Raw genomic sequence first — 21,268 nt, 5'->3', positions numbered from 1 at the left:
GAGGGATGAAAAAAGGAATTTCGGTAGCGCTCTCCGCATTGCTATTATTAGGTGGCTGTGCTCCGACATTTGAAAAGCAGGATCAGGTCGTTCAGGAAAACCAGGATAGTAAGTCAAAAAAAGCGATCATTCCGAGTTTCCAAATTTCAAAAGAATATTATAAAACGATGCTACCCTATGAAACGAGTAAAACTCGTGGAGTAGTCGTAAATGATTTAGGATCGAGATATGATATTAATGAACTTGAAAGTGGATTAACTCGAGTTGCTCAAAAGCGTTTCTCAACGGATGAATATTTCTTTAAAGAAGGTCAATTTTTATCGAAGAAAACCGTCGATAGCTGGCTCCAAAGGAAATATACAAGTGAACAGTTAAAAGAGAAAGAACTAAAAGAATCAGAAAATGTAGGACTAAACCCGGTTCAAGCAGATGGACAAAAATCACCTATTTATTTAGCTCATATTATTGAACATAATTACTTGATGAAAAAGGAAGATGACAAAGTACAATTAGGTGGAGTAGTCCTTGGATTAGCGTTAAATTCAGTACAGTATGAAACCAATCTTTCCGTTGGGACAAGAACTGTCAAGTCCATCAGCAATGATGTTCTTAAGCAACAAGGAGCTTCCATTGCCAACGAGGTGTTGAAGCGAATTAGAGAAAAAAATGAACTTCAAAATGTACCGGTCATGATTGCCCTTTACAAGCAAACACCTAAAGAACAAGTCGTTCCAGGTCATTTCTTTGCCTATACTGAAGTTGAACCCAATGAAAACACGATCCAAAATTGGGAAGGAATCAATGAAGATCATTATTTATTTCCTTCTCCAGAAGCGGCTGATAATCATCCAAATGATTATCAAGTGTTCAACGATTTAAAAACAGATATTGAAAACTACTTTCCAGTCTATACAGGTCTAACAGGACAAGCCCTATATCAAAATCAGAAGCTTTCAGAAATAAATTTTGAAGTGGCTCTGACGTACCAAGGAAAGTCTGAAACGATAGGTTTTGCCCAACATCTTTCCACCTTAATTAAAAAACAAATGCCTCAAAGCTGGAATGTAGAATTACTCATTTCTTCTTCATATGGCCCTGAGGCACTCATTGTAAAGAAAAAAGGCAGTAAAGAAACGTATTTACACATCTATGAATAAAGATAAAAAAACTAATCTACAACAGGGTAGATTAGTTTTTTTGAAATTGAGGTCACAAAAATGGAGGTAAATATGAATGGATATTATCTATTTGGTTTAATAATAGCACTGATGCTATTCATCGTAACCATGATCATGGTTCCCATACAGTATCGTTATATTAAAAGAGTGGAAGAGGAGAGAAAGGAAGACACTTATGAAAGAATGTCAGCCCAAGAGCAATTTCTTCATTACAATGCTCAATCGAACCCCTTGTTTCTTCCAGCAAATATTATTGCTTACATTATCTATAAAAGTATAAATAAATAAGAAAAGACAGAAGAGAATATCTGTCTTTTTTTGTTCGCCTAGAGAATGTATATCGTAAAGTCTTTTGACACAAAATATAGGGGCTAACGTTAGTGAAATACTTGGATTTTTGTGGGAAAAGTGAACAAAATGTAACTTAATTTTATAAATTTTTATGAATAGATATAGCCAATAAAGCGCTTTCATAAAAATATATACAATTAAAGTGAATAATTATCCAAACACGCTAAATAATTTAGAAAATTCTGTCTGTTAACAAAGTAAATGTATGTTAGTATTATTAACGTTGTGAACTTGTTGCGGAAATTCGCTTCCAAGAAAAAACTTTTTCAAACAAAAATGAGTGAATAAGTTTACAATTTGTATGCATGGGGTAAAGAACTGTTGGGATTGAAAATAAGAAGGTCTTTTAGCATGGATCAAAAGTTAGATTAAGCACCTAACGATCGGAAGACAATTATATCGAAAGGAGAATGCAAACTACACAATGGATATAGCTACTTTAGTCACATTTATCATTTATTTAATTGGAATGCTAGCAATCGGTATTATTTCTTACAAACTAACAAGCAACTTATCGGATTACGTTCTTGGAGGACGTAGTTTAGGACCAGGGGTGGCAGCATTAAGTGCTGGTGCATCTGATATGAGTTCATGGTTACTACTTGGACTGCCTGGACTTGCTTATGCAATTGGTTTAGGTTCTATTTGGTTAAGTATAGGGTTAATTGTTGGTGCTTATCTAAACTGGAAATTCGTTGCTTCTAGACTACGCTCATACACGGAGGTTGCAAACGACTCCATTACGGTTCCGGATTTCTTTGAAAACCGTTTTAATGATGGTTCTCGTATGCTGCGTGTTATTTCAGCAGTAATTATTTTAGTGTTCTTTACCTTCTATACATCTTCAGGTCTTGTAGGTGGAGCGTTATTGTTCCAAGAAACGTTTGGAATGTCATACAATCAGGCACTATGGATTGGTGCCATTGTTATTATTTCGTACACGTTCCTTGGAGGGTTTTTAGCAGTTAGTTGGACTGACTTTGTACAAGGTATACTAATGTTCCTTGCTTTAATTATTACACCAATTGTTGCGATTGCAGAATTAGGTGGATGGGGAGCTACGGTTGATGCTGTACGTTCCGTAGACCCAGCAAATCTTGACACAATGAACACAATGACAGGAATTGGGGTAGTTTCGTTATTAGCATGGGGACTTGGTTACTTCGGTCAGCCACACATCATTACTCGTTTTATGGCATTAAAGTCTACTAAAGATGTACCAAAGGCACGCTGGATTGGTATGGGGTGGATGACAATTGCCATGATTGGAGCCGTAATCGTCGGTTTCACGGGTATTGCATACTTCGCAGATGCACCATTAATTACAGGTGATGTTGATAACTCTGAAAAAGTATTTATTTTCTTTACAGATGTTCTATTTAATCCATGGGTATCAGGTATCCTACTAGCAGCGATTCTGTCTGCGATTATGAGTACAATTGACTCTCAGCTACTTGTTTCTTCAAGTGCGTTAGCAGAGGATTTCTATAAAGCGATTATCCGTAAAAATGCTTCTGATAAAGAGCTTGTATGGGTTGGTCGTTTAGGAGTACTTCTAATTGCCTTCATCGCAATTATGCTGGCTCTTCAAGGAAACCCTGCCAATGGTGGAGGAACAAAAATCCTTGATCTAGTAAGTTATGCATGGGGTGGATTCGGTGCCGCATTCGGACCAATCATCCTGTTATCACTATACTGGAAAGGCATGACACGAAATGGAGCACTTGCTGGTATGATTACAGGTGCAGTAACCGTTGTTGTATGGAAACAGCTTACTGTCGCTGGAATCATTCCATTCAGTCTTTATGAGATTGTGCCTGGATTTATCCTCGCTGTTATTGCTATTGTAGTATTCAGTAAAGTTGGACCTCAGCCAAGCGCCGAAGTTCAAGCTGATTTCGACAAAGCCGTAGCAAATGACATTGTAAAATAATCAGAATTACCAAAACGAAAGGTCCGTCCCTCTTCATGAGGGACGGACCTTTTTTATGTTTTGCAGAATTTGTCGAAAGAAAATATTCAAAAAACAGTTCCAACTTTTTGAAGTCTGTTATATAATACAAACAGGTTAAAAAATCTGTATTATAACAATAGTCTTTTTGTTTAATACTTCTAAGGAGTGAAGGTGTTCAATGTCCACAAAAATGGTTGGTATCAAGGTGCGAGGGGAGATTAAACCTGGTTATGATGAAATATTAACTCCTGAAGCATTGCAGTTTTTAGAACAGCTAGAGCGCCGATTTGGAAGCAGAAGAGAAGAACTGTTACACAACAGAGAAAAACAACAAGAGCTGATTAACAAAGGTGAACTTCCTCACTTTCTACCAGAAACAAAGTCGATTCGACAAAGTGATTGGAAGGTAGAACCCATTCCGAAAGCTTTGCAGGATCGTAGGGTAGAAATAACAGGACCTGTCGATAGAAAGATGGTCATTAATGCACTGAATTCTGGTGCTAAATGTTTCATGGCGTGTATTGAGGATGCGACTTCGCCTACATGGTCGAATGTGATAGAGGGACAGTTGAATCTTAGAGATGCTGTCAATGGAACGATAGATTTTACGAATCCAAATGGTAAACGTTATGAATTAAACAAAGAGCATGCTGTATTAATCGTACGTCCAAGAGGGCTGCACCTGGAGGAAAAACATATAGAGCTTGATGGGAAATCAATTTCAGCTTGCTTAGTTGATTTTGGGTTATTCTTTTTCCATAATGCTTCTCAGTTAACCTCCAACAATAAAGGGCCGTACTTTTATCTGCCTAAACTGGAAAGCCACTTAGAGGCTAGACTTTGGAATGATATCTTCTTATTTGCTCAAAAATACATCGGCATTCCAAAAGGTACGATTAAAGCAACTGTCTTAATCGAAACGATATCAGCAGCTTTCGAAATGGATGAAATATTATATGAACTAAAGGAGCATTCTGCTGGCCTTAATTGCGGTAGATGGGACTACATTTTTAGTTACATTAAAAAGCTTAGAGAGCAGCCGGATGTAATTTTACCTGATCGCTCAACTGTCACAATGACAGCTCCTTTTATGAGAGCATATTCTTTACTAACAATTAAAACCTGCCATAGAAGAGGAGCACCTGCAATAGGGGGGATGGCAGCACAGATACCGGTAAAAAATGATCCAGTGAAAAATGAAGATGCCTTTAGAAAAGTTAAAGCAGATAAAGAAAGGGAAGCTAAAGACGGCCACGATGGAACATGGGTAGCTCATCCGGGATTAGTACCTGTTGCCATGGGTGTATTTGATCAAGAGATGAAAAGTGCAAATCAAATCGATGAAAAGAAATTAACCGACCTTGAGGTCTCAGAGAAAGAACTTCTTCAAGTACCAGAGGGAGTGATTACAGAAGAGGGTATGCGCTTAAACATTAACGTTGGAATACAATATATCTCTTCGTGGCTAAGTGGGCAAGGGGCAGCGCCAATTCACAATTTGATGGAAGATGTGGCAACTGCTGAAATTTCAAGAGCACAACTTTGGCAATGGATTCGCCATCCTAAAGGAGTCCTTGATGATGGTCGTAACATCACCATCGAACTATACGAAATCCTAAAACAAGAAGAACTAACAAAACTCAAAAAACAAGTGGGAGACAAACTCTATACAGAACGACGATTCCCAGAAGCAGTCCAACTATTTGACCAACTCATCCAGAGCGATCACTTCACAGAATTCCTCACCATCCCAGGATACAAAATTCTCTAGGGACGGACCTGCCAACAACAAGAAGCACACACCAAACTAAATAAATGATAGATATATCAAGATTTTTTACTTTAATTTTTTATTGCTGCACCGTGTTGAGGGACGCACCTCATCAAATACAAGAACACATTTTAAAAACCATAAAACAAAAGGGAGAGATTTTTAATGGTAAAAGCAAATAACGAACGTGTAAAGGCTCTACAAGAAAGCTGGGAATTAGATAACAGATGGAATGGTGTCACGAGACCATATTCTGCTGAAGACGTTATCCGTTTAAGAGGATCAGTTGATATTGAACATACCCTTGCGAGACTTGGTTCTGAAAAGCTTTGGAAACTTCTGCATCAAGAAGACTACATTAACGCTCTTGGAGCATTAACAGGAAATCAGGCTGTTCAGCAAGTTCGAGCAGGATTAAAGGCCATTTACTTAAGTGGTTGGCAGGTTGCAGCAGATGCCAACTTAGCGGGTCAAATGTATCCGGATCAAAGCTTATATCCAGCGAACTCGGTTCCTTCTGTTGTGAAGAGAATCAATCAAGCGCTCCAACGTGCGGATCAAGTTCATTATGTAGAAGGTGATGAGTCAATCGATTGGTTCGTTCCGATTGTAGCTGATGCAGAAGCTGGCTTTGGCGGGCAACTGAACGTGTTTGAACTCATGAAGGGCATGATCGAAGCAGGAGCTTCTGCTGTCCATTTTGAAGACCAATTATCCTCAGAGAAGAAATGTGGTCATCTAGGTGGGAAAGTACTGCTTCCAACGCAAACATCAGTAAAGAACTTGATCTCAGCTCGTCTTGCGGCAGATGTGATGGGCGTACCGACACTGATTGTTGCCCGTACCGATGCAAACGCAGCCGATTTGATTACGAGTGATGTAGATCCGTATGATGCTCAATTCATAACTGGTGATCGTACGCCTGAAGGCTTCTTCCGTACAAAAGCAGGACTGGATCAAGCGATTGCAAGAGGCTTAGCGTATGCTCCTTATGCGGATCTTGTTTGGTGTGAAACTTCAGAACCAAGTCTGGAGGAAGCTCGTCAATTCGCTGAGGCGATCCATAAAGAGCACCCTGGAAAGTTATTAGCTTATAACTGTTCTCCATCCTTTAACTGGAAAAAGAAGTTAGACGATGAAACAATCGCAAAATTCCAAGTGGAGTTAGGGAAGATGGGGTATAAATTCCAGTTCGTAACTCTTGCTGGCTTCCATGCACTAAACCATAGTATGTTTGAACTTGCTAGAGGATATAAAGAAAGTGGAATGGCTGCTTATTCTCAACTGCAAGAAGCGGAATTTGCTAGTGAAAAGCACGGTTACTCTGCAACTAGACATCAACGTGAAGTAGGAACAGGCTACTTTGACGAAGTGTCCATGGTGATTTCAGGTGGAACATCCTCCACAACTGCGCTTAAAGGTTCAACTGAAGCAGCGCAATTCTAATACTAGATACAAATGTTAATCAAAATGAGGTGCGTCCCTCGAAGGTTTGTATACCTTGAGGAACGCACCTCTTTGACTTTTAAAGAATTTCAAGACTCTTTTAGTTGCCTCAAAGCATACCAATACGAGAAAATAAGAATGGATGAACCAAAGGAACATATGTAATCATATAGTGTAAGAGAAACTTTATAGAGATCATCTTGGAGGTGCGAAGGTTTTGAGTAAACCAACGATTGATGATTATTTGGAAAATGGAATTTACGGCCAAAAGCAAACAAAGCCTGATGAAAGAAGAAAGTTCCTCGGGAGTTTACGGGAGCGCATTGTGGTTGCGTTAACCCAAAGTCAGGTAATGGAAAAAGGAACGTACAAGGAAGTTCAAGAAAGCTTGAAGAACAACCCAAATGCCAAGCTTTTGCTTAACGGAAATATGAGCTATTCATATCTTTCTAAATACATTAAGTTGGCAGATAACTATCATGTATCGTTCTCCATGGTAACGAATAAGGAAATTGAAACGGAAATTGGACTCGTTTTAGCTTATGACTACGCCATCGATAAAGAAGAGATTTATGTGAAAAAGAAGAGCGAGAAAGTTGTGGAAAAGAAAACAAAGCAAGAGCCTAAAAAGAATATCCTTTCGAAGATTAAAAATAAGCTATTCTGATTTTTACTGGAAAACGGGGCATAAAAGGTAAGGTGAAGAAGTGTAAACACTCCTTCACCGCTAACACCGAAGTAAAAAAACTCTCAAGATTTCGCCTCGTATCCTGTCATTAAAAAAGGTAGATACTGATGTGGATCCAGTTTTTCCCCTTCCGCTACAATGGCTGTCATTCCCTCACTAGAGCCCGATTCATGCATTTCCCCTTTCTCCCAGAACACTGCCATCCCAGGCTTTACTATGATCTTTTCTTCCCCTTCTATACGAACCCACCCTTGACCACTAGTCACCATCAGCAGTTGGTCGCACATGGCTGGATGCATACCGAGGACACTATTTTCTTCTAAATAAAAATATCCAATTTGAAAGGGATCTTTGGGTCTAAGCAAAGGATGGATCTTAACCCCGCTACTGTCAAATTTATCGATTACCTTACCGTCGTCCTGAAAAAAGCTAAATATTTTCATGTCATCACCTCAACCAACAAATTCGAGGTATGAAAGATAAATCCTTTTTTTCCTTTCGTTTGACAGAGCCATCGGCAGAAATGATGGACTAAAACAACAACCTTTGGGAAAAGAGTCTAATAATAAAAATACATGTGCCATTTCTGATAATGAGCTGTCTGAGAGAATGCTAAATGGAAATGTAACTTAAATAGAAACAAAATGAACAAAAACAGGAAATGAAAGCCTATCATCATAAAACCACCATCCTCTTTACGGTTTCATGATAAAATAAAACGAGTCGACATGTGCCGAGGACGTATGTTCCCTGACGGTATAGTTGCTTTAATCAAGCGAAATTTGGTATTATCATTAGTATTGTAAGTGTTCGAACATATATGGAGGTGAAGAAGATGTCTAGAATTTCTGAAGAGCAAGTGAAGCATGTTGCCCACCTTGCGCGACTAGCCATCACAGAGGACGAAGCGAAAAAATTTACAAGTCAATTAGATGCGATTATCGGGTTTGCCGAGCAGCTAAATGAATTAGATACAGATAACGTAGAAGCAACAAGCCATGTCTTAGACATGAAAAATGTCATGCGTGAAGACAAGCCTGTTGACGGATTACCACGTGAAGAAGTATTAAAGAACGCACCAGATAAACAGGATGGACAAGTACGTGTTCCATCAATCTTGGATTAAGGAGGGAAATACATGTCATTATTTGACCATAAATTATCAGAGCTTCACCAACTTTTACATAAAAAAGAAGTTTCTGTTTCAGACCTGGTAGACGAATCATACAAACGTATCGGTTCAGTCGAAGATAAAGTGAAGGCATTCCTTACATTAGATGAAGAGAATGCACGCAGTAAAGCAAAGGAAATGGACGCTAAACTAGGTACTGATGAAAGCAAAGGTTTGCTTTTTGGAATGCCGATCGGAATTAAGGATAACATTGTCACAAAAGGTCTTCGTACAACATGTGCCAGTAAAATCCTTGAAAACTTCAACCCAATCTATGATGCTACGGTTATCAATAAATTACATAGTGCAGACACGATTACCATAGGTAAATTAAACATGGATGAGTTTGCTATGGGTTCATCTACTGAGAACTCAGGCTTCCAAAAAACAAGTAATCCGTGGAATCTAGAAACAGTTCCAGGAGGATCTTCAGGTGGTTCAGCAGCAGCCGTTGCAGCGGGAGAAGTTCCATTTTCACTAGGTTCTGATACGGGTGGTTCCATCCGTCAACCGGCAGCCTTCACAGGTACAGTCGGATTAAAGCCAACATACGGACGTGTTTCACGTTTTGGACTGGTTGCCTTTGCCTCATCCCTTGATCAAATTGGACCGATTACTCGTAATGTAGAGGATAATGCTTATCTATTACAAGCCATTGCAGGTCTTGATCCGAACGACTCTACTTCAGCAAATGTAGATGTACCTAATTATGCTGAAGCATTGACTGGGGATATTAAAGGGCTAAAAATCGCTGTGCCAAAGGAATATCTTGGTGAAGGTGTTGGAGAAGAAGCTCGTCAAGCAGTTATGGCTTCACTGAAAGTTTTAGAAGGCCTTGGAGCATCTTGGGAAGAAGTATCTCTGCCTCACTCTAAATACGGTGTATCAACCTACTATTTATTAGCTTCCTCTGAAGCTTCTGCAAACCTTGCGCGCTTCGATGGTGTTCGATACGGATACCGTACACCAAACGCTGATAATCTTCTTGATTTATACAAGAAGACTCGTGCAGAAGGGTTTGGTGACGAGGTGAAGCGTCGTATTATGCTAGGAACGTTTGCCTTAAGCTCCGGGTATTATGATGCTTATTACAAGAAGGCTCAGCAAGCTCGTACTCTTATCAAGAAAGATTTTGAAGATGTATTTGAGAAGTATGATGTGATTCTTGGACCAACAACACCTACTCCAGCCTTTAAAATTGGGGAAAAAATTGATGATCCATTAACGATGTATGCAAATGATATTTTAACAATTCCAGTAAACCTTGCGGGTGTACCGGGAATCTCTATACCATGTGGATTCTCTTCAACAGGGTTACCACTCGGATTGCAAATCATTGGGAAGCACTTTGACGAAAGTACAATCTATAAAGTTGCTCATGCTTACGAGCAAGCAACAAACTTCCATAAACAAAGACCACAATTGTAAGGGGTGAAATCAATGAACTTTGAAACGGTAATCGGACTTGAAGTCCATGCAGAATTGAAAACAGATAGTAAAATGTTCTCCCCTGCACCGAACCATTTTGGTGCAGAGCCGAACACAAATACAAACGTGATTGACCTTGGATATCCAGGTGTTCTTCCTGTAGTAAACAAACGTGCTATCGAATTTGGAATGAAAGCAGCTATGGCATTAAATTGTGAAATCACCAGAGACACGAAATTTGACCGTAAAAACTATTTTTATCCGGATAATCCGAAGGCGTATCAAATTTCTCAATTTGACAAGCCAATCGGTGAAAACGGCTGGATTGAAATTGAAGTCAATGGTGAGAAGAAGCGTATTGGTATCACTCGTCTACATTTAGAGGAAGATGCCGGGAAGCTTACTCACTCAGATGATGGTTATTCTTTAGTCGATTATAATCGTCAAGGTACTCCATTAATTGAGATTGTATCTGAGCCGGATATCCGTACTCCAGAAGAGGCGTATGCGTATCTTGAAAAATTAAAATCAATCATTCAATATACAGGTGTTTCTGATTGTAAGATGGAAGAAGGGTCTCTGCGTTGTGATGCGAATATTTCCCTTCGTCCAATTGGCCAAGAGCAATTTGGAACGAAAGCAGAGCTTAAAAACCTTAACTCTTTTAACTTTGTTAAAAAAGGATTAGAGCATGAAGTTGTTCGTCAAGAAAAGGTTCTTTTTTCAGGCGGTATCATCCAACAAGAGACTCGTCGTTATGATGAATCAACGGGGAAGACGTTACTTATGCGTGTAAAAGAAGGATCCGATGATTATCGTTACTTCCCAGAGCCTGATCTACTGCATTTACACATCGACCAAGAGTGGATGGATCGCATACGTGCCGAAATCCCTGATCTTCCAGATGTCTTGAAGAAGCGTTATGTAGAAGAATTAGGTTTACCTGCCTATGATGCCATGGTTCTAACATTAACGAAAGAAATGTCTGATTTCTTCCAGGAAACAGTAGAAGCTGGAGCAGATCCGAAGCAGGCATCTAACTGGTTAATGGGTGAAGTATCTGCTTACCTCAATGCTCAACAAAAAGAGCTTGATGAGATAGCACTGACACCAACAGGACTTGCAGGTATGATCGGATTGATTGAAAAAGGAACGATTTCATCTAAGATTGCCAAAAAAGTGTTCAAAGAGTTAGTTGAAAACGGTGGGGATCCTGAACAAATCGTTAAAGATAAAGGACTTGTTCAAATCTCTGACGAAGGTGCTTTATTGAAAATCGTTACGGAAACCCTTGATGCGAATCCACAATCTATTGAGGATTACAAAAATGGTAAAGATCGTGCGATTGGCTTCCTTGTAGGTCAAATCATGAAAGCAACAAAAGGACAAGCAAATCCACCACTAGTAAACAAATTACTACTACAAGAAATCCAAAAACGCTAAGTAAATGAAAACAGCCCCCGCTTAAAAGCGGGGGCTGTTTTTTGAAGAGGGACGGACCTTGAAATTTTTTCAAGGTCCGTCCCTCTTTTTAGTTCAAGTTTTCATAAAATGGAGGGTTTTTGGTGTTTTTTTGTAGTGCTTTTGACACGATGTTGAAAAAGTTGTTTTATGAGTCTTTAGGCTCATTTCGTTTCAGGGTACTTGTACTATATTTATATATATTCTTAAAGTTAAGAAAATTCAAACAAAGAGGTGTTGTAATTGAAAAAGAAAGTCGTTGCATTAAGTTTAACAGCAGGATTAATGATGAGTCCTGTATTTGCTCCAGAGGCATTGGGGGCTCCAGATTTAAGTGAGAAGATCAATTTTAACGAAAAGGTAGGAACTCCTCAGTTTATTTCAGGGAAATTAACAAGCCCGTCGTCAAATGCACCAGAAAAAATTGTGTTTGACTATTTAAATGCTAAACAAAAAGCATTTAAGTTCACAGGGGATTCAAAGCTATCCTTCAAAGTAATCAAAACGGAGAAAGATGATTTAGGGTTTACATACTTAAGGGTTCAACAGGTATACAAAGGAACGCCTGTCTATGGAGCTGTATTAACAGCCCATGTGAATAAAGATGGTGTCCTTACTGCATTGTCCGGTACGGCAATGCCAAACCTGGATGAAAAACAAGCCCTTAAAGCAACGAAAAAGCTAACAAAAAAAGAAGCTGTTGCAGTAGGTGAAAAAGACTTAGTAGGACAAATTGGTTCTGAGCCAAGCTATGAATATAGTCCAAAATCTGAATCCGTGATCTTTGTACAAAATGGAGAAGCAAATTATGCTTATCTAGTAAACTATAATTTCTTGGCACCAGAACCAGGGAACTGGAACTATTTTGTGGATGCAGTAACAGGTGATATTCTTGGGAAAGTAAATGAAATCCATGAAGCAAAAGGTAACGCTGGCAAGCCTGGCGGAGGAGATCCTGGTAGCGGCGGAACAGACGTAGTCGGAACAGGTATTGGTGTCCTTGGAAATTCTAAATCATTAAATACGTATCTATATTCTTCTACTTATTATTTACAAGATCGAACTAGAGGTGGAGGAGTATTCACTTATGATGCGAGTAACCGTCAGCAACTACCAGGTTCTTTATGGGCAGATGCTGATAATGTTTTCAACGCAAGCTATGACGGAGCGGCAGTAGACGCACACTACTATGCTGGACAAACATATGATTATTATTCTGATATTCATAATCGTAATAGCTACGATGGCAATGGAGCACCTCTAAAGTCAACTGTTCACTATGGTAGAAACTACAATAATGCCTTCTGGAATGGACAGCAAATGGTATATGGAGATGGAGACGGTACTACCTTTGTTGAATTATCCGGTGGAGTAGATGTAGTTGCTCACGAATTGACTCATGCTGTTACTGATACGACAGCGGATCTTATTTATCAAAATGAATCTGGGGCAATCAACGAGTCTATGTCTGATATTTTCGGAACGTTAGTAGAGTATCATACTGGTAATAACCCAGATTGGGAGATTGGGGAAGATATTTACACTCCAAATAAATCAGGAGACGCTCTTCGTTCCATGTCTGATCCGGCTAAATATGGTGACCCTGATCACTATTCTGTAAGATATACAGGTACAAGTGATAACGGTGGTGTTCATATTAATAGTGGAATTGGAAACAAAGCGGCATATCTACTAAGTCAAGGTGGTAGTCACTATGGTGTGAGTGTTTCTGGAATAGGTAATGCAAAAACAGGTGCAATCTATTACCGTGCTTTAACACAGTATTTAACACCGTCATCAACATTTAGTCAGCTTCGTTCTGCAGCGGTACAAGCAGCAACTGACTTATACGGGGCAAGTAGCTCTGAAGTGGCAAGTGTGAAAGCAGCGTATAATGCTGTTGGCGTAAATTAATTAAGGGATTCAAGAGGAAGGGCTTATCATGAGCTCTTCTTCTTTTCAATTTAATAAAGTTTTTTTACGACCTCACACCAATAACCTTATTGTTCTTTACGCTGCCCCTTTTCAAGAATCTTTTTTGCAAGCCTAAAATACATATCAGCTTCAGCTTTAGATTCGGCTCTTTTAATCCCCATCATATAGTTCTGAAATCGAAGTTTGTCGACTGACGAGACTTTCATCACAATTTTCCTCATTTTGGCTCTCCTTTAGTGGACAAAATTGTGTCCAATTATCTATTCTGAATTTTCTGTTAATAATATATAATAATAGTAAATGATTCCAGAGGGTGGATAGAATGTCCTTAATTGAAGTGATTCTGTTGCCGATGTTGATGGGAGGTATTGGAGGATTAGGACATATTCTAGTTTTTAAAAACGGTCACTTTACTTTCCCGAGAAAATTTATTGATGATCAAGGTGAAAAACATTATCTTTTTGGCTCAACAAAGGATATTATCATAGGCATTCTAGCAGGGTATCTATCAGTATTGCCAGTTGTTGAAACCGTCCCCATCTGGTATGTGATCTATATTAGTTTATTATCAGGAATTGGGGGAAGTTCCGTTATTACAAGAAAAATTGAACAAAACCTAGCAAGCACAAAAGCATCTTATATCCAAGAGCTATCTCATTATCAGCTCGAACTGACCTCTAAGGGAGGATCTTCAAATCATAATGAGGTGAAACCTGTTGGCGAAGTGGAAGAAAAAAAGAATCAAGGTTGAACTGCCACCAGACGAATATGAAAAAGCACACCATTATATAAAAAAACTGAAGGAGGCAGATAGTATAATCGAGCTGAACTACTACTATAAGAAAGTGGCAAAAATAATAGAGAATTCTCAAGATATTGAAGATGATTCAATCAGAAGAAATCCTTCATCTAATGCATGATCCTCTAGAAAAGGATGGAACTGACCTTTGAGTCAGCTTTTTTTATGAAATCAAAAGAAGTATCGAAAATATTACTCTAAACGGCTATGCTTGTCCCCTCTCTGGAAATATTTTTAGGAATAGCTGATGCTATTCCTTTTTTATGCTCTTTTTTAAAGATTGTTGCTATTGTAGAGAAGAAAGTGGGAATTTCTACCTTATTCAACAGAGCTTTTATGATATGAAGGAATCTGTCAATTATAGCTTTTCTTTTATTATATTCCTCTAGGCATAATCATACAATTGTCTTTTTTTGGAGAAGTCGAAGGGCGAAATGGATATTACTTGTGGAATCAGATAAACATGAATATGATATAGAGAGAATTTTTTTTTGGCAAATGTGGTTTCTATCATGGGAATCACTAGAGGAGGAAGGAAATGAATTTACAAAAATGGTTTGAAAAAGGAATGACTTCAAAGGAATACTTAGAATATATGAATGTTCATAAAGAAAACACACAATTAATATTGGAACAATTCACGGTCCCTCCTGAAGATATGGACGTCTTAAATGCTTTAGGTAACAAGAATTTACGTGTTTTAGCCATTACCGAAGACTGGTGTGGAGATGCGATGTTGAACATTCCTATTTTATTAAAGATCGCAGAGAACTCCAATATGGATGTACGAATGATTTTAAGAGACGAAAATCTTGAACTAATGGATCAATATTTAACAAATGGAACTTCAAGGGCGATACCCATTTTTATTTTCATAGATGAAAACGGCGAAGAGAAAACAGTATGGGGCCCAAGAGCACCAATGGTGAAGAAAATCGTTGACGATGAAAGAGCAAAGATTCCACCTAGAGATCATGAGCTTTTTCCAGAAAAGCAAAAGGAAATGATTCAGCGATTAACCTCTCAATATATCGAAAACAAGGATATATGGCAGGAAGTATATGAAAGCTTGAAAACGAGCTTGGTGCAGGACGTATTAATGTAAGATAAAATTGATTAGAAGACTGGGTTATTCCTATGTCTTCTTTTTTTGTGCCTTTAAATCAAGTGGCATAATTTAACTGAAATCACTAAAAAAGAAATGGTATTAAGTTCCCGTTAGGATGGTACTTTTTCCCGGTTCACGAATGACGGAATTCGCGTTAATATGGTATAGGATGAGGAGTTGAAGCATCATGATTCACCAAAAGACAAATTCAATCGTTATTGAATCGCTGAATAAATTTCCCCATAAAATTCACATTAAATTGGGACAAATACTGCGTGAAAGAGGATTGACACAAGGCGATTTACATCGTCTAACTGGTTTAAGAGTGGCTACAATTAATGAGCTGGTAAATTTCAAGAAGAAATCCCTTACGGTTGCTCATCTTGTTTCCATTATGATTGCCTTACGCATTACAGACATTCGTGACTTAATCGAAATCGAATTCGATCAAGAAGTACAAGATTACTTCAATAAAGAAAACGAACGAATGAAAAATGGATTCACTCCAGACCTGACCAAAGCAGCAGAACAAAACGTTAAGCGCATTGCAACTGGAGAAAAATCAAACTAAGCACCTACAAAATGACCATGACTCATGGTCATTTTTTTATAGGGACGGACCTTTAATCATATTATCTACTCCTACTACCTTATAAAAAATCTTCCACTAACACCTCTAAAAGGTTTAGAAACTCCTTCATTAGGCTATGGGAATAGAAAGTCTGTATTTATCAACGAAACTTTAAAACTTCTGCAGAGGTGCGTCCCTCAGCAGGAGTTTTGGTGGTGGATACAGAAATGGTTATGAAGTGGTTTTGTTATGGAGTTGACATGGAATTGTAAGGTGGGTTTATGGGAAATTCATTTATGATAGGGGAAGGGTATATATGGGTGTAAATGTTGATCATGTTTCTTGTTGTTTGTCTACGTCTAGTGAGGATATACCGCACCAGTTTTTCGATAGCATTAAGGCACGTGGGGTCGTTTGGAAGGAACGAAAGGTAGCGGATATTGGCTCTGGAATAGGTGCTTTAACTAGAAAGCTTCATAAGCGTGGAGCTGACGTGATTGGAGTTGAACCTGATTCGGTTTTTATAGACACTGCCAAAGCGACGGAGAGTAAGCAGTATTTAGAAATCCCTTACCTGGTCGGTACTGCCGAATTAACGAATTTACCAGACCATGATTATGACATTGCCATTGTACATAATAGCTGGCAATTGTTTGACCGCCCTAAAGCCACAGTAGAAATGCAGCGGATTTTAAAGGATAAAGGGTCTCTTATTGTATGTGATTCAAAATTCATTCCTCACCACGAAATTGTACAAAATACAACTGAATTTCTTAATGCTCACCTGGATAATAAAATGACTGATTCTAAAGAGAATACCGTTAAACAGGTGAATGGATTTCCGTTAGAATGGCTGTTAGAATGGCAGGAAGCCGGCTTTGATGTGAAGGATTTTTATAAATTTTATTATGAAGTTGATTACTCCTTACAATCCTGGTGTGAACGGGTAGGGGAATTACCTTGGATTCTTCAGTTGGATTCAAGAGTGAAGGAAGAAGTAATGAACTCATTATTTACATATCTTTCCCAAAGGTACGACTCCCGGTATGAGTTCACTCTAAAGCACCAGTTTACAGTCTGTCTGATGAAAAAGTAGAAAGAGTGATAGGATGGAAGCAGTAAAGAAATACGTAAACTATTTGAATATGGAGGTGGAACCTCCTACAATCAATTATCTCCAGAGGTTAATTCAACAGCATCTTATTCGAATCCCATATGAAACCTTTAGTAAATTTTATTACTTCTCTGAAGGAAAGTCCTATGTCCCTTCGTTATCCACATTTGCTGAAAACCTTCACGCAAAAGGTTGGGGTGGAACGTGTTTTACATTGAATATTAATTTTGGGCGGCTATTACAAGAGCTAGGCTTTGATTGTCAATTTGTTAGGGTTAACCCGGGACACCTCGGATTAATGATTACCATTGATAATCGAAAGCTGTATGTTGATGTGGGATATGGTTCTCCTATTATGAAGCCAGTTGAACTAGAATCCCGGCACAAACATATTCTTCACGGCTTTGGTGAGGATATCATTTTTACCCAAAGGGATATTCATGAATTTGAGGTGGATCGACGTTCCAATGGGAAATCCTTTGTAAAAAAAGTAATTGAATGGATTCCTCTTTCAGAAGAACAATTAGTAAAAGATATTGAAGCCTCGTATTTAGACTCGGATGATAATATTACAATGAGAAGAATTACAGCCGTTCGATTTCAAGGAAACCAATGTTATTTTCTGCGCAACCAAACCCTTAAGGTTATGACCTATCGAAATATACGGGAATATCAAATGAGAGATATGGATAAATGGAAAGACATTGTTCAAGAAGTATATCATTTTGATGCGAATTCCTTGCAAGAGTCCATTGAGTTTCTCGAGCACCGTCAGGTTAAACTATTTAGTTAAACGTCTAGAGTATCTTGATGATATTCTAGACGTTTTTGGGTTGTGGGAAATCCCCTACAATGGAACTACTCTATTTATGGTTTTAAAATCATAAAAATAAACAATAAAATCCCTAATGTAGAAGCAAAATAAAAGTATCGATGTATCATGACTAAATGGTGTTGAATTTCAACCGGTGGAGCACCCGTTAATATTTCGTTTTCAGGTAAGATAAGCCATTCATTGATCCTCTTTGTTCGGGGTGTGATAAGACCAATCACTAGGAATTGAATGATGATATAGAGCAGAAGAGATCCTACTAACCAAATTTGTATAAATGAGCCATAATCCCCTATCCAAAAGAGTACAAATCCTGATAAAACCGCAATGCTCCCTCCTATTTTCGGAAACAGCTCCAATCCTTTCATAAGTTTCATGGATACCTGTAATTCTTCTATGGTTTTATTTGGTCGTATTAAGACGTGAATGAAAAAAGTTGGCCCAATCCCAATGATGGCAGACAGAACATGAAGCAATAGTAAAAGTTTCATCCTGTTCCCTCCATTGTCTTAATCTTAAATAATTACGATGAAAAAAAGATTTTATGTTAAAAACAAATCATTTAACACAAAAATGTTAATATTTAGTAAAGTAATATGAAAAACCTTCTAAGAATTCCTCTTATTTTATTAGATTTTTTCTTAGAAAAGAGTTATGATATTGAGCGTTACTTAGATGGCAAGTGAAAAGCAATTGTTATGAACATGATTGCAAGTGTGGATTGATTTATATATGATGTTAAATGATGGTATAAAAAGTCTTTTGTAATTTTTAAGATTAGGATGATGGGGTATGAAAAGAGCTAGAATTATATATAATCCAACTTCAGGCCGAGAGCTATTTAAAAAGCATCTTGCTGAGGTATTGATTAAATTAGAACAGGCAGGTTATGAAACTTCTGTACATGCTACGATTTGTGAAGGAGATGCCACAGAAGCAGCTAGAATAGCCGTAGAACGCAAATATGATGTCGTTGTTGCAGCTGGAGGAGACGGTACGTTAAATGAAGTAGTAAATGGACTGGCTGAGCAGGATTATCGTCCAAAGCTTGGGATCGTTCCTATGGGTACGACCAATGACTTCGCTCGTGCCCTCCATATTCCAAGAGATATTGGAGCAGCCATTGATGTAATAACTAAAGGTGATTGTATTCCTGTGGATATTGGCCGTATGAATGAGCGCTACTTTATTAATATCGCTGGTGGTGGAAGAATTACTGAACTAACCTATGAAGTACCGAGCAAGCTTAAGACTATGATGGGTCAACTAGCTTATTACTTAAAAGGAATCGAGATGCTTCCATCTATTAAACCGACAGATGTGTCCATTGAGTATGATGGGAAACTTTTTGAAGGAGAGGCCATGTTATTTCTAATTGGATTAACCAATTCTGTTGGGGGTTTCGAGCGATTGGCACCAGATGCATCCATTAACGATGGACTGTTTTCTCTCCTTATTTTAAAGAAAACAAACCTTGCTGAATTTATACGAATTGCCAGCTTAGCTGTTCGTGGAGAGCATGTAAATGACCCTAACGTTATTTATACACAAGCCAATAGAATTAAAATTCATGCCAAAGAAAAGGTTCAATTAAATGTAGATGGAGAACTTGGTGGAGTTCTGCCGGCAGAATTTGAAAACTTATATCGTCATCTTCAGGTTTTTGTTCCACTTGATAAGATACGCCCTGAAGATAAAGCTGAATAATGAAAAAAGGGAATGTCGCCTCAAAGCGACATTCCCTTTTTTCATTATTGTATCTCTCAAAACGATGTTGCATTTTCCCAAAAGACTGGAGTGTTTGATTTCTCCTCCAGGATGCTCGCTTTCCGCGGGGCGGGCGGTGAGCCCCCCTCGGCTGCGTCTGCGGGGTCTCACCTGTCTAGCCCCTGGGCAAAGCCCCTCCGCTTTTCGGACTGTCCCACTTCACCTGCAGGAGTCGAGCATCTTCCGCTCCAATCAACTTTCTTTTCATAAATCCATGTTTAGAAAACTCCCAATTAGAGAAAGTGGGGGTATATTTTAGCTTTTGTACATTGTGATAATTGTTTATTGTCACTATTAAATTCTATCGCGCATTTTTTTGGATGTTGAGGGGAACGGCGTAGACTCCTGAAAAGGCTCGACCGAACGCTAGCTGCGAGAATAGCAGTTCCCCTCAACAACTAGCACATACTCGTTGACAGAGACATTAGCAGATGAAACAACAACCTTTGCGATAATCAATTTATTTAAGATAACTAATCCTCAATGTACAAATAAAAACACTAAAAATGAGAGTGGAAACACTACGAGAAACCCCCAGCCGATTTGTTGCTTATGACGAAAAGGGATTTTTCTAACAATGACGGATAGAACATGAGCAATAATCACAAAAACAAATGCCCAGATCAGCTGTCCTACGACAAAAACAAATAAATAAGCAAGGATTGACTCTTTATTAAGGACTAAAGAAATCCCGAATCCAATGGTTAACGTTAAAAATGTGATGGTCATCAAAATATAAGGTAGCCACCAGCGACGTGATTTGAGGATGAAAAGCACCCCAAGAAAAACATTACCTACCAGAATAAGGTTTACTAAGAAGTCTGGCTCCATGATTATCAACCTACTTTTTTCTAGACTTATTGCACCTACCTTTATTCCCGTTATGAAAAAGATAAAACAAGGTAAGTTTTTACAAGAGTTTCAGAAAGGGGAAGGGTGTCATTATTTTCTTTCCCGATTGGGGTCTCACTATGTTAAAGTGAAGAAAAGTAGTCGCTTCAAAGTGGCTGGTAAAAGGGTGGAGAGTATGTATATTGTACATTCAACGTTTGTAGTACCTGACGAAAAAGCCGATGAGGTTATTGCAATCTATCATAAACGTTCAGGTTTAGTGGATAAGGCAGACGGATTCCAGCGTTTTCTCTTATTACAAAATGAGAAAAAACCAGGAGAGATTACGGTTCATATGGAATGGGATTCAAAGGAGCACTTCATGACGTGGGTTCAAGGTGAAGATTACAAGCGAATCCATGAACTTGAAAAGAAATATCCAGATCAGGAATTAGCCTCAATCATTCCTTCTATTGATAAATATAAGGTGGTCGCATATTAATGGATAACCAGTACAAGAATGTCATCGACTCCGCCGTGGAGAAGTTATATATACAGTACCCGGAATTGGATACCAAATTTGGGGAAGCGGGAAGAAAGAAATGTTACGAAGACAATGTGCATCACTTTAATTACCTGGAATCAGCATCTACTGTTAGTGAGAAAAAGGTATTTACAGATTATGCTTTATGGTTGAACAGTGTCCTTGTAAGCAGAGGGATGAAATCAGACCATCTGATTGATAATTTTAAATGTATTATAGAAGCATTAAACGAAAGCTCCCTGGAAAAAGGAGAGAACTTTCAGGTTTATTTAAAGGCGGCGATCCTTTCCATTGAGGAAGAAGACCGTAAATAGAAGCT

Annotated in this window: 23 protein-coding genes; 19 read left to right on the top strand and 4 right to left on the bottom strand. The window is 38.4% G+C overall.

Going from position 1 to position 21,268, the window contains the following annotated elements; all coding sequences use genetic code 11:
* The first annotated feature begins 5 nt into the window (after positions 1 to 5).
* From IQI_RS19975 to IQI_RS19950, 6 genes are all read left to right on the top strand, one after another.
* The gene (locus IQI_RS19975; RefSeq protein ID WP_064094413.1) at positions 6 to 1,157 is read left to right on the top strand and encodes a CamS family sex pheromone protein; all 1,152 of its coding nucleotides are present in this window, start codon (positions 6 to 8) and stop codon (positions 1,155 to 1,157) included.
* 72 nt (positions 1,158 to 1,229) lie between these two features.
* Positions 1,230 to 1,466, top strand: coding sequence for a DUF3949 domain-containing protein (locus IQI_RS19970; RefSeq protein ID WP_064094412.1), 237 nt, complete (start codon positions 1,230 to 1,232; stop codon positions 1,464 to 1,466).
* Between the two features lie 487 nt (positions 1,467 to 1,953).
* Positions 1,954 to 3,462 (top strand): sodium/proline symporter PutP, encoded by a 1,509-nt coding sequence (gene putP, locus IQI_RS19965; RefSeq protein ID WP_064094411.1) that lies wholly within the window; start codon positions 1,954 to 1,956, stop codon positions 3,460 to 3,462.
* 199 nt (positions 3,463 to 3,661) lie between these two features.
* Positions 3,662 to 5,254: a malate synthase A gene (aceB, locus tag IQI_RS19960; RefSeq protein ID WP_064094410.1), complete on the top strand. Its 1,593-nt coding sequence runs from the start codon at positions 3,662 to 3,664 to the stop codon at positions 5,252 to 5,254.
* Between the two features lie 165 nt (positions 5,255 to 5,419).
* Positions 5,420 to 6,700: an isocitrate lyase gene (gene aceA / locus IQI_RS19955; RefSeq protein ID WP_064094409.1), complete on the top strand. Its 1,281-nt coding sequence runs from the start codon at positions 5,420 to 5,422 to the stop codon at positions 6,698 to 6,700.
* A 217-nt stretch (positions 6,701 to 6,917) separates the two neighbouring features.
* Complete coding sequence (locus tag IQI_RS19950) at positions 6,918 to 7,367, top strand: YueI family protein (RefSeq protein ID WP_064094408.1); 450 nt, start codon at positions 6,918 to 6,920, stop codon at positions 7,365 to 7,367.
* An 83-nt stretch (positions 7,368 to 7,450) separates the two neighbouring features.
* On the opposite strand, the gene IQI_RS19945 is transcribed toward IQI_RS19950, so the two are convergent.
* Positions 7,451 to 7,831, bottom strand: a complete 381-nt coding sequence (locus tag IQI_RS19945; protein ID WP_064094407.1) for a cupin domain-containing protein — start codon at positions 7,829 to 7,831, stop codon at positions 7,451 to 7,453.
* A 392-nt stretch (positions 7,832 to 8,223) separates the two neighbouring features.
* Between IQI_RS19945 and gatC the strand changes: the two genes are divergently transcribed.
* From gatC to IQI_RS19925, 4 genes are all read left to right on the top strand, one after another.
* The gene (gene gatC, locus IQI_RS19940; RefSeq protein ID WP_064094406.1) at positions 8,224 to 8,514 is read left to right on the top strand and encodes an Asp-tRNA(Asn)/Glu-tRNA(Gln) amidotransferase subunit GatC; all 291 of its coding nucleotides are present in this window, start codon (positions 8,224 to 8,226) and stop codon (positions 8,512 to 8,514) included.
* 12 nt (positions 8,515 to 8,526) lie between these two features.
* Complete coding sequence (gatA, locus tag IQI_RS19935; RefSeq protein WP_064094405.1) at positions 8,527 to 9,987, top strand: Asp-tRNA(Asn)/Glu-tRNA(Gln) amidotransferase subunit GatA; 1,461 nt, start codon at positions 8,527 to 8,529, stop codon at positions 9,985 to 9,987.
* Between the two features lie 12 nt (positions 9,988 to 9,999).
* The gene (gatB, locus tag IQI_RS19930) at positions 10,000 to 11,430 is read left to right on the top strand and encodes an Asp-tRNA(Asn)/Glu-tRNA(Gln) amidotransferase subunit GatB (protein WP_064094404.1); all 1,431 of its coding nucleotides are present in this window, start codon (positions 10,000 to 10,002) and stop codon (positions 11,428 to 11,430) included.
* Between the two features lie 261 nt (positions 11,431 to 11,691).
* The gene (locus tag IQI_RS19925) at positions 11,692 to 13,362 is read left to right on the top strand and encodes a M4 family metallopeptidase (RefSeq protein WP_328585757.1); all 1,671 of its coding nucleotides are present in this window, start codon (positions 11,692 to 11,694) and stop codon (positions 13,360 to 13,362) included.
* Positions 13,363 to 13,448: 86 nt separating this feature from the next.
* On the opposite strand, the gene IQI_RS20760 is transcribed toward IQI_RS19925, so the two are convergent.
* On the bottom strand, positions 13,449 to 13,604 hold the full coding sequence (locus IQI_RS20760) for a hypothetical protein (protein WP_156509959.1): 156 nt from the start codon (positions 13,602 to 13,604) through the stop codon (positions 13,449 to 13,451).
* Positions 13,605 to 13,705: 101 nt separating this feature from the next.
* Here IQI_RS20760 and IQI_RS19920 point away from each other — a divergent pair, with 101 nt between their 5' ends.
* From IQI_RS19920 to IQI_RS19895, 6 genes are all read left to right on the top strand, one after another.
* Complete coding sequence (locus IQI_RS19920; RefSeq protein WP_064094403.1) at positions 13,706 to 14,134, top strand: DUF4257 domain-containing protein; 429 nt, start codon at positions 13,706 to 13,708, stop codon at positions 14,132 to 14,134.
* Complete coding sequence (locus tag IQI_RS19915) at positions 14,100 to 14,303, top strand: hypothetical protein (RefSeq protein ID WP_064094402.1); 204 nt, start codon at positions 14,100 to 14,102, stop codon at positions 14,301 to 14,303. Before IQI_RS19920 ends, IQI_RS19915 begins: the two co-directional genes overlap by 35 nt.
* 417 nt (positions 14,304 to 14,720) lie before the next feature.
* Positions 14,721 to 15,287 carry a thioredoxin family protein gene (locus IQI_RS19910; RefSeq protein ID WP_064094401.1) on the top strand — a complete coding sequence of 189 codons (567 nt, stop codon included), beginning with the start codon at positions 14,721 to 14,723 and terminating at the stop codon, positions 15,285 to 15,287.
* Positions 15,288 to 15,477: 190 nt separating this feature from the next.
* The gene (locus IQI_RS19905) at positions 15,478 to 15,861 is read left to right on the top strand and encodes a helix-turn-helix domain-containing protein (protein ID WP_064094400.1); all 384 of its coding nucleotides are present in this window, start codon (positions 15,478 to 15,480) and stop codon (positions 15,859 to 15,861) included.
* A gap of 316 nt (positions 15,862 to 16,177) precedes the next feature.
* Positions 16,178 to 16,957, top strand: a complete 780-nt coding sequence (locus IQI_RS19900) for a class I SAM-dependent methyltransferase (protein WP_064094399.1) — start codon at positions 16,178 to 16,180, stop codon at positions 16,955 to 16,957.
* A gap of 13 nt (positions 16,958 to 16,970) precedes the next feature.
* Positions 16,971 to 17,768: an arylamine N-acetyltransferase gene (locus IQI_RS19895; RefSeq protein WP_064094398.1), complete on the top strand. Its 798-nt coding sequence runs from the start codon at positions 16,971 to 16,973 to the stop codon at positions 17,766 to 17,768.
* Positions 17,769 to 17,842: 74 nt separating this feature from the next.
* Here IQI_RS19895 and IQI_RS19890 read toward each other — a convergent pair whose 3' ends face one another.
* A complete protein-coding gene (locus IQI_RS19890; RefSeq protein ID WP_064094397.1) occupies positions 17,843 to 18,298 on the bottom strand; it encodes a DUF2269 family protein in 456 nt (151 codons plus the stop codon).
* Between the two features lie 301 nt (positions 18,299 to 18,599).
* Between IQI_RS19890 and IQI_RS19885 the strand changes: the two genes are divergently transcribed.
* Positions 18,600 to 19,514: a diacylglycerol kinase gene (locus IQI_RS19885; RefSeq protein WP_064094396.1), complete on the top strand. Its 915-nt coding sequence runs from the start codon at positions 18,600 to 18,602 to the stop codon at positions 19,512 to 19,514.
* Between the two features lie 540 nt (positions 19,515 to 20,054).
* On the opposite strand, the gene IQI_RS19880 is transcribed toward IQI_RS19885, so the two are convergent.
* Positions 20,055 to 20,405 (bottom strand): hypothetical protein, encoded by a 351-nt coding sequence (locus IQI_RS19880; protein ID WP_064094395.1) that lies wholly within the window; start codon positions 20,403 to 20,405, stop codon positions 20,055 to 20,057.
* Between the two features lie 196 nt (positions 20,406 to 20,601).
* On the opposite strand from IQI_RS19880, the gene IQI_RS19875 reads away from it, so the two are divergent.
* Together IQI_RS19875 and IQI_RS19870 are read left to right on the top strand one after the other, a co-directional pair.
* A complete protein-coding gene (locus IQI_RS19875) occupies positions 20,602 to 20,907 on the top strand; it encodes an antibiotic biosynthesis monooxygenase family protein (RefSeq protein WP_064094477.1) in 306 nt (101 codons plus the stop codon).
* Positions 20,907 to 21,263: a hypothetical protein gene (locus IQI_RS19870; protein ID WP_064094394.1), complete on the top strand. Its 357-nt coding sequence runs from the start codon at positions 20,907 to 20,909 to the stop codon at positions 21,261 to 21,263. Before IQI_RS19875 ends, IQI_RS19870 begins: the two co-directional genes overlap by 1 nt.
* Positions 21,264 to 21,268 lie beyond the last annotated feature (5 nt).

The sequence above is a fragment of the Rossellomorea aquimaris TF-12 genome (genome assembly GCF_001648555.1).
Lineage (GTDB): Bacteria > Bacillota > Bacilli > Bacillales > Bacillaceae_B > Rossellomorea > Rossellomorea aquimaris.
Note: the sequence above shows the minus strand (reverse complement) of the source record. Positions and strands in the feature narration are given on the sequence as shown.

Excerpts from the sequence above, each read along its gene's own strand:
- IQI_RS19975 (WP_064094413.1), top strand. The coding sequence starts at position 6 with ATGAAAAAAGGAATTTCGGTAGCGCTCTCCGCATTGCTATTATTAGGT.
- IQI_RS19970 (WP_064094412.1), top strand. The coding sequence starts at position 1,230 with ATGAATGGATATTATCTATTTGGTTTAATAATAGCACTGATGCTATTC.
- putP (WP_064094411.1), top strand. The coding sequence starts at position 1,954 with ATGGATATAGCTACTTTAGTCACATTTATCATTTATTTAATTGGAATG.
- aceB (WP_064094410.1), top strand. The coding sequence starts at position 3,662 with ATGTCCACAAAAATGGTTGGTATCAAGGTGCGAGGGGAGATTAAACCT.
- aceA (WP_064094409.1), top strand. The coding sequence starts at position 5,420 with ATGGTAAAAGCAAATAACGAACGTGTAAAGGCTCTACAAGAAAGCTGG.
- IQI_RS19945 (WP_064094407.1), bottom strand. The coding sequence starts at position 7,831 with ATGAAAATATTTAGCTTTTTTCAGGACGACGGTAAGGTAATCGATAAA.
- gatC (WP_064094406.1), top strand. The coding sequence starts at position 8,224 with ATGTCTAGAATTTCTGAAGAGCAAGTGAAGCATGTTGCCCACCTTGCG.
- gatA (WP_064094405.1), top strand. The coding sequence starts at position 8,527 with ATGTCATTATTTGACCATAAATTATCAGAGCTTCACCAACTTTTACAT.
- gatB (WP_064094404.1), top strand. The coding sequence starts at position 10,000 with ATGAACTTTGAAACGGTAATCGGACTTGAAGTCCATGCAGAATTGAAA.
- IQI_RS20760 (WP_156509959.1), bottom strand. The coding sequence starts at position 13,604 with ATGAGGAAAATTGTGATGAAAGTCTCGTCAGTCGACAAACTTCGATTT.
- IQI_RS19920 (WP_064094403.1), top strand. The coding sequence starts at position 13,706 with ATGTCCTTAATTGAAGTGATTCTGTTGCCGATGTTGATGGGAGGTATT.
- IQI_RS19910 (WP_064094401.1), top strand. The coding sequence starts at position 14,721 with ATGAATTTACAAAAATGGTTTGAAAAAGGAATGACTTCAAAGGAATAC.
- IQI_RS19905 (WP_064094400.1), top strand. The coding sequence starts at position 15,478 with ATGATTCACCAAAAGACAAATTCAATCGTTATTGAATCGCTGAATAAA.
- IQI_RS19900 (WP_064094399.1), top strand. The coding sequence starts at position 16,178 with ATGGGTGTAAATGTTGATCATGTTTCTTGTTGTTTGTCTACGTCTAGT.
- IQI_RS19895 (WP_064094398.1), top strand. The coding sequence starts at position 16,971 with ATGGAAGCAGTAAAGAAATACGTAAACTATTTGAATATGGAGGTGGAA.
- IQI_RS19890 (WP_064094397.1), bottom strand. The coding sequence starts at position 18,298 with ATGAAACTTTTACTATTGCTTCATGTTCTGTCTGCCATCATTGGGATT.
- IQI_RS19885 (WP_064094396.1), top strand. The coding sequence starts at position 18,600 with ATGAAAAGAGCTAGAATTATATATAATCCAACTTCAGGCCGAGAGCTA.
- IQI_RS19880 (WP_064094395.1), bottom strand. The coding sequence starts at position 20,405 with ATGGAGCCAGACTTCTTAGTAAACCTTATTCTGGTAGGTAATGTTTTT.
- IQI_RS19875 (WP_064094477.1), top strand. The coding sequence starts at position 20,602 with ATGTATATTGTACATTCAACGTTTGTAGTACCTGACGAAAAAGCCGAT.
- IQI_RS19870 (WP_064094394.1), top strand. The coding sequence starts at position 20,907 with ATGGATAACCAGTACAAGAATGTCATCGACTCCGCCGTGGAGAAGTTA.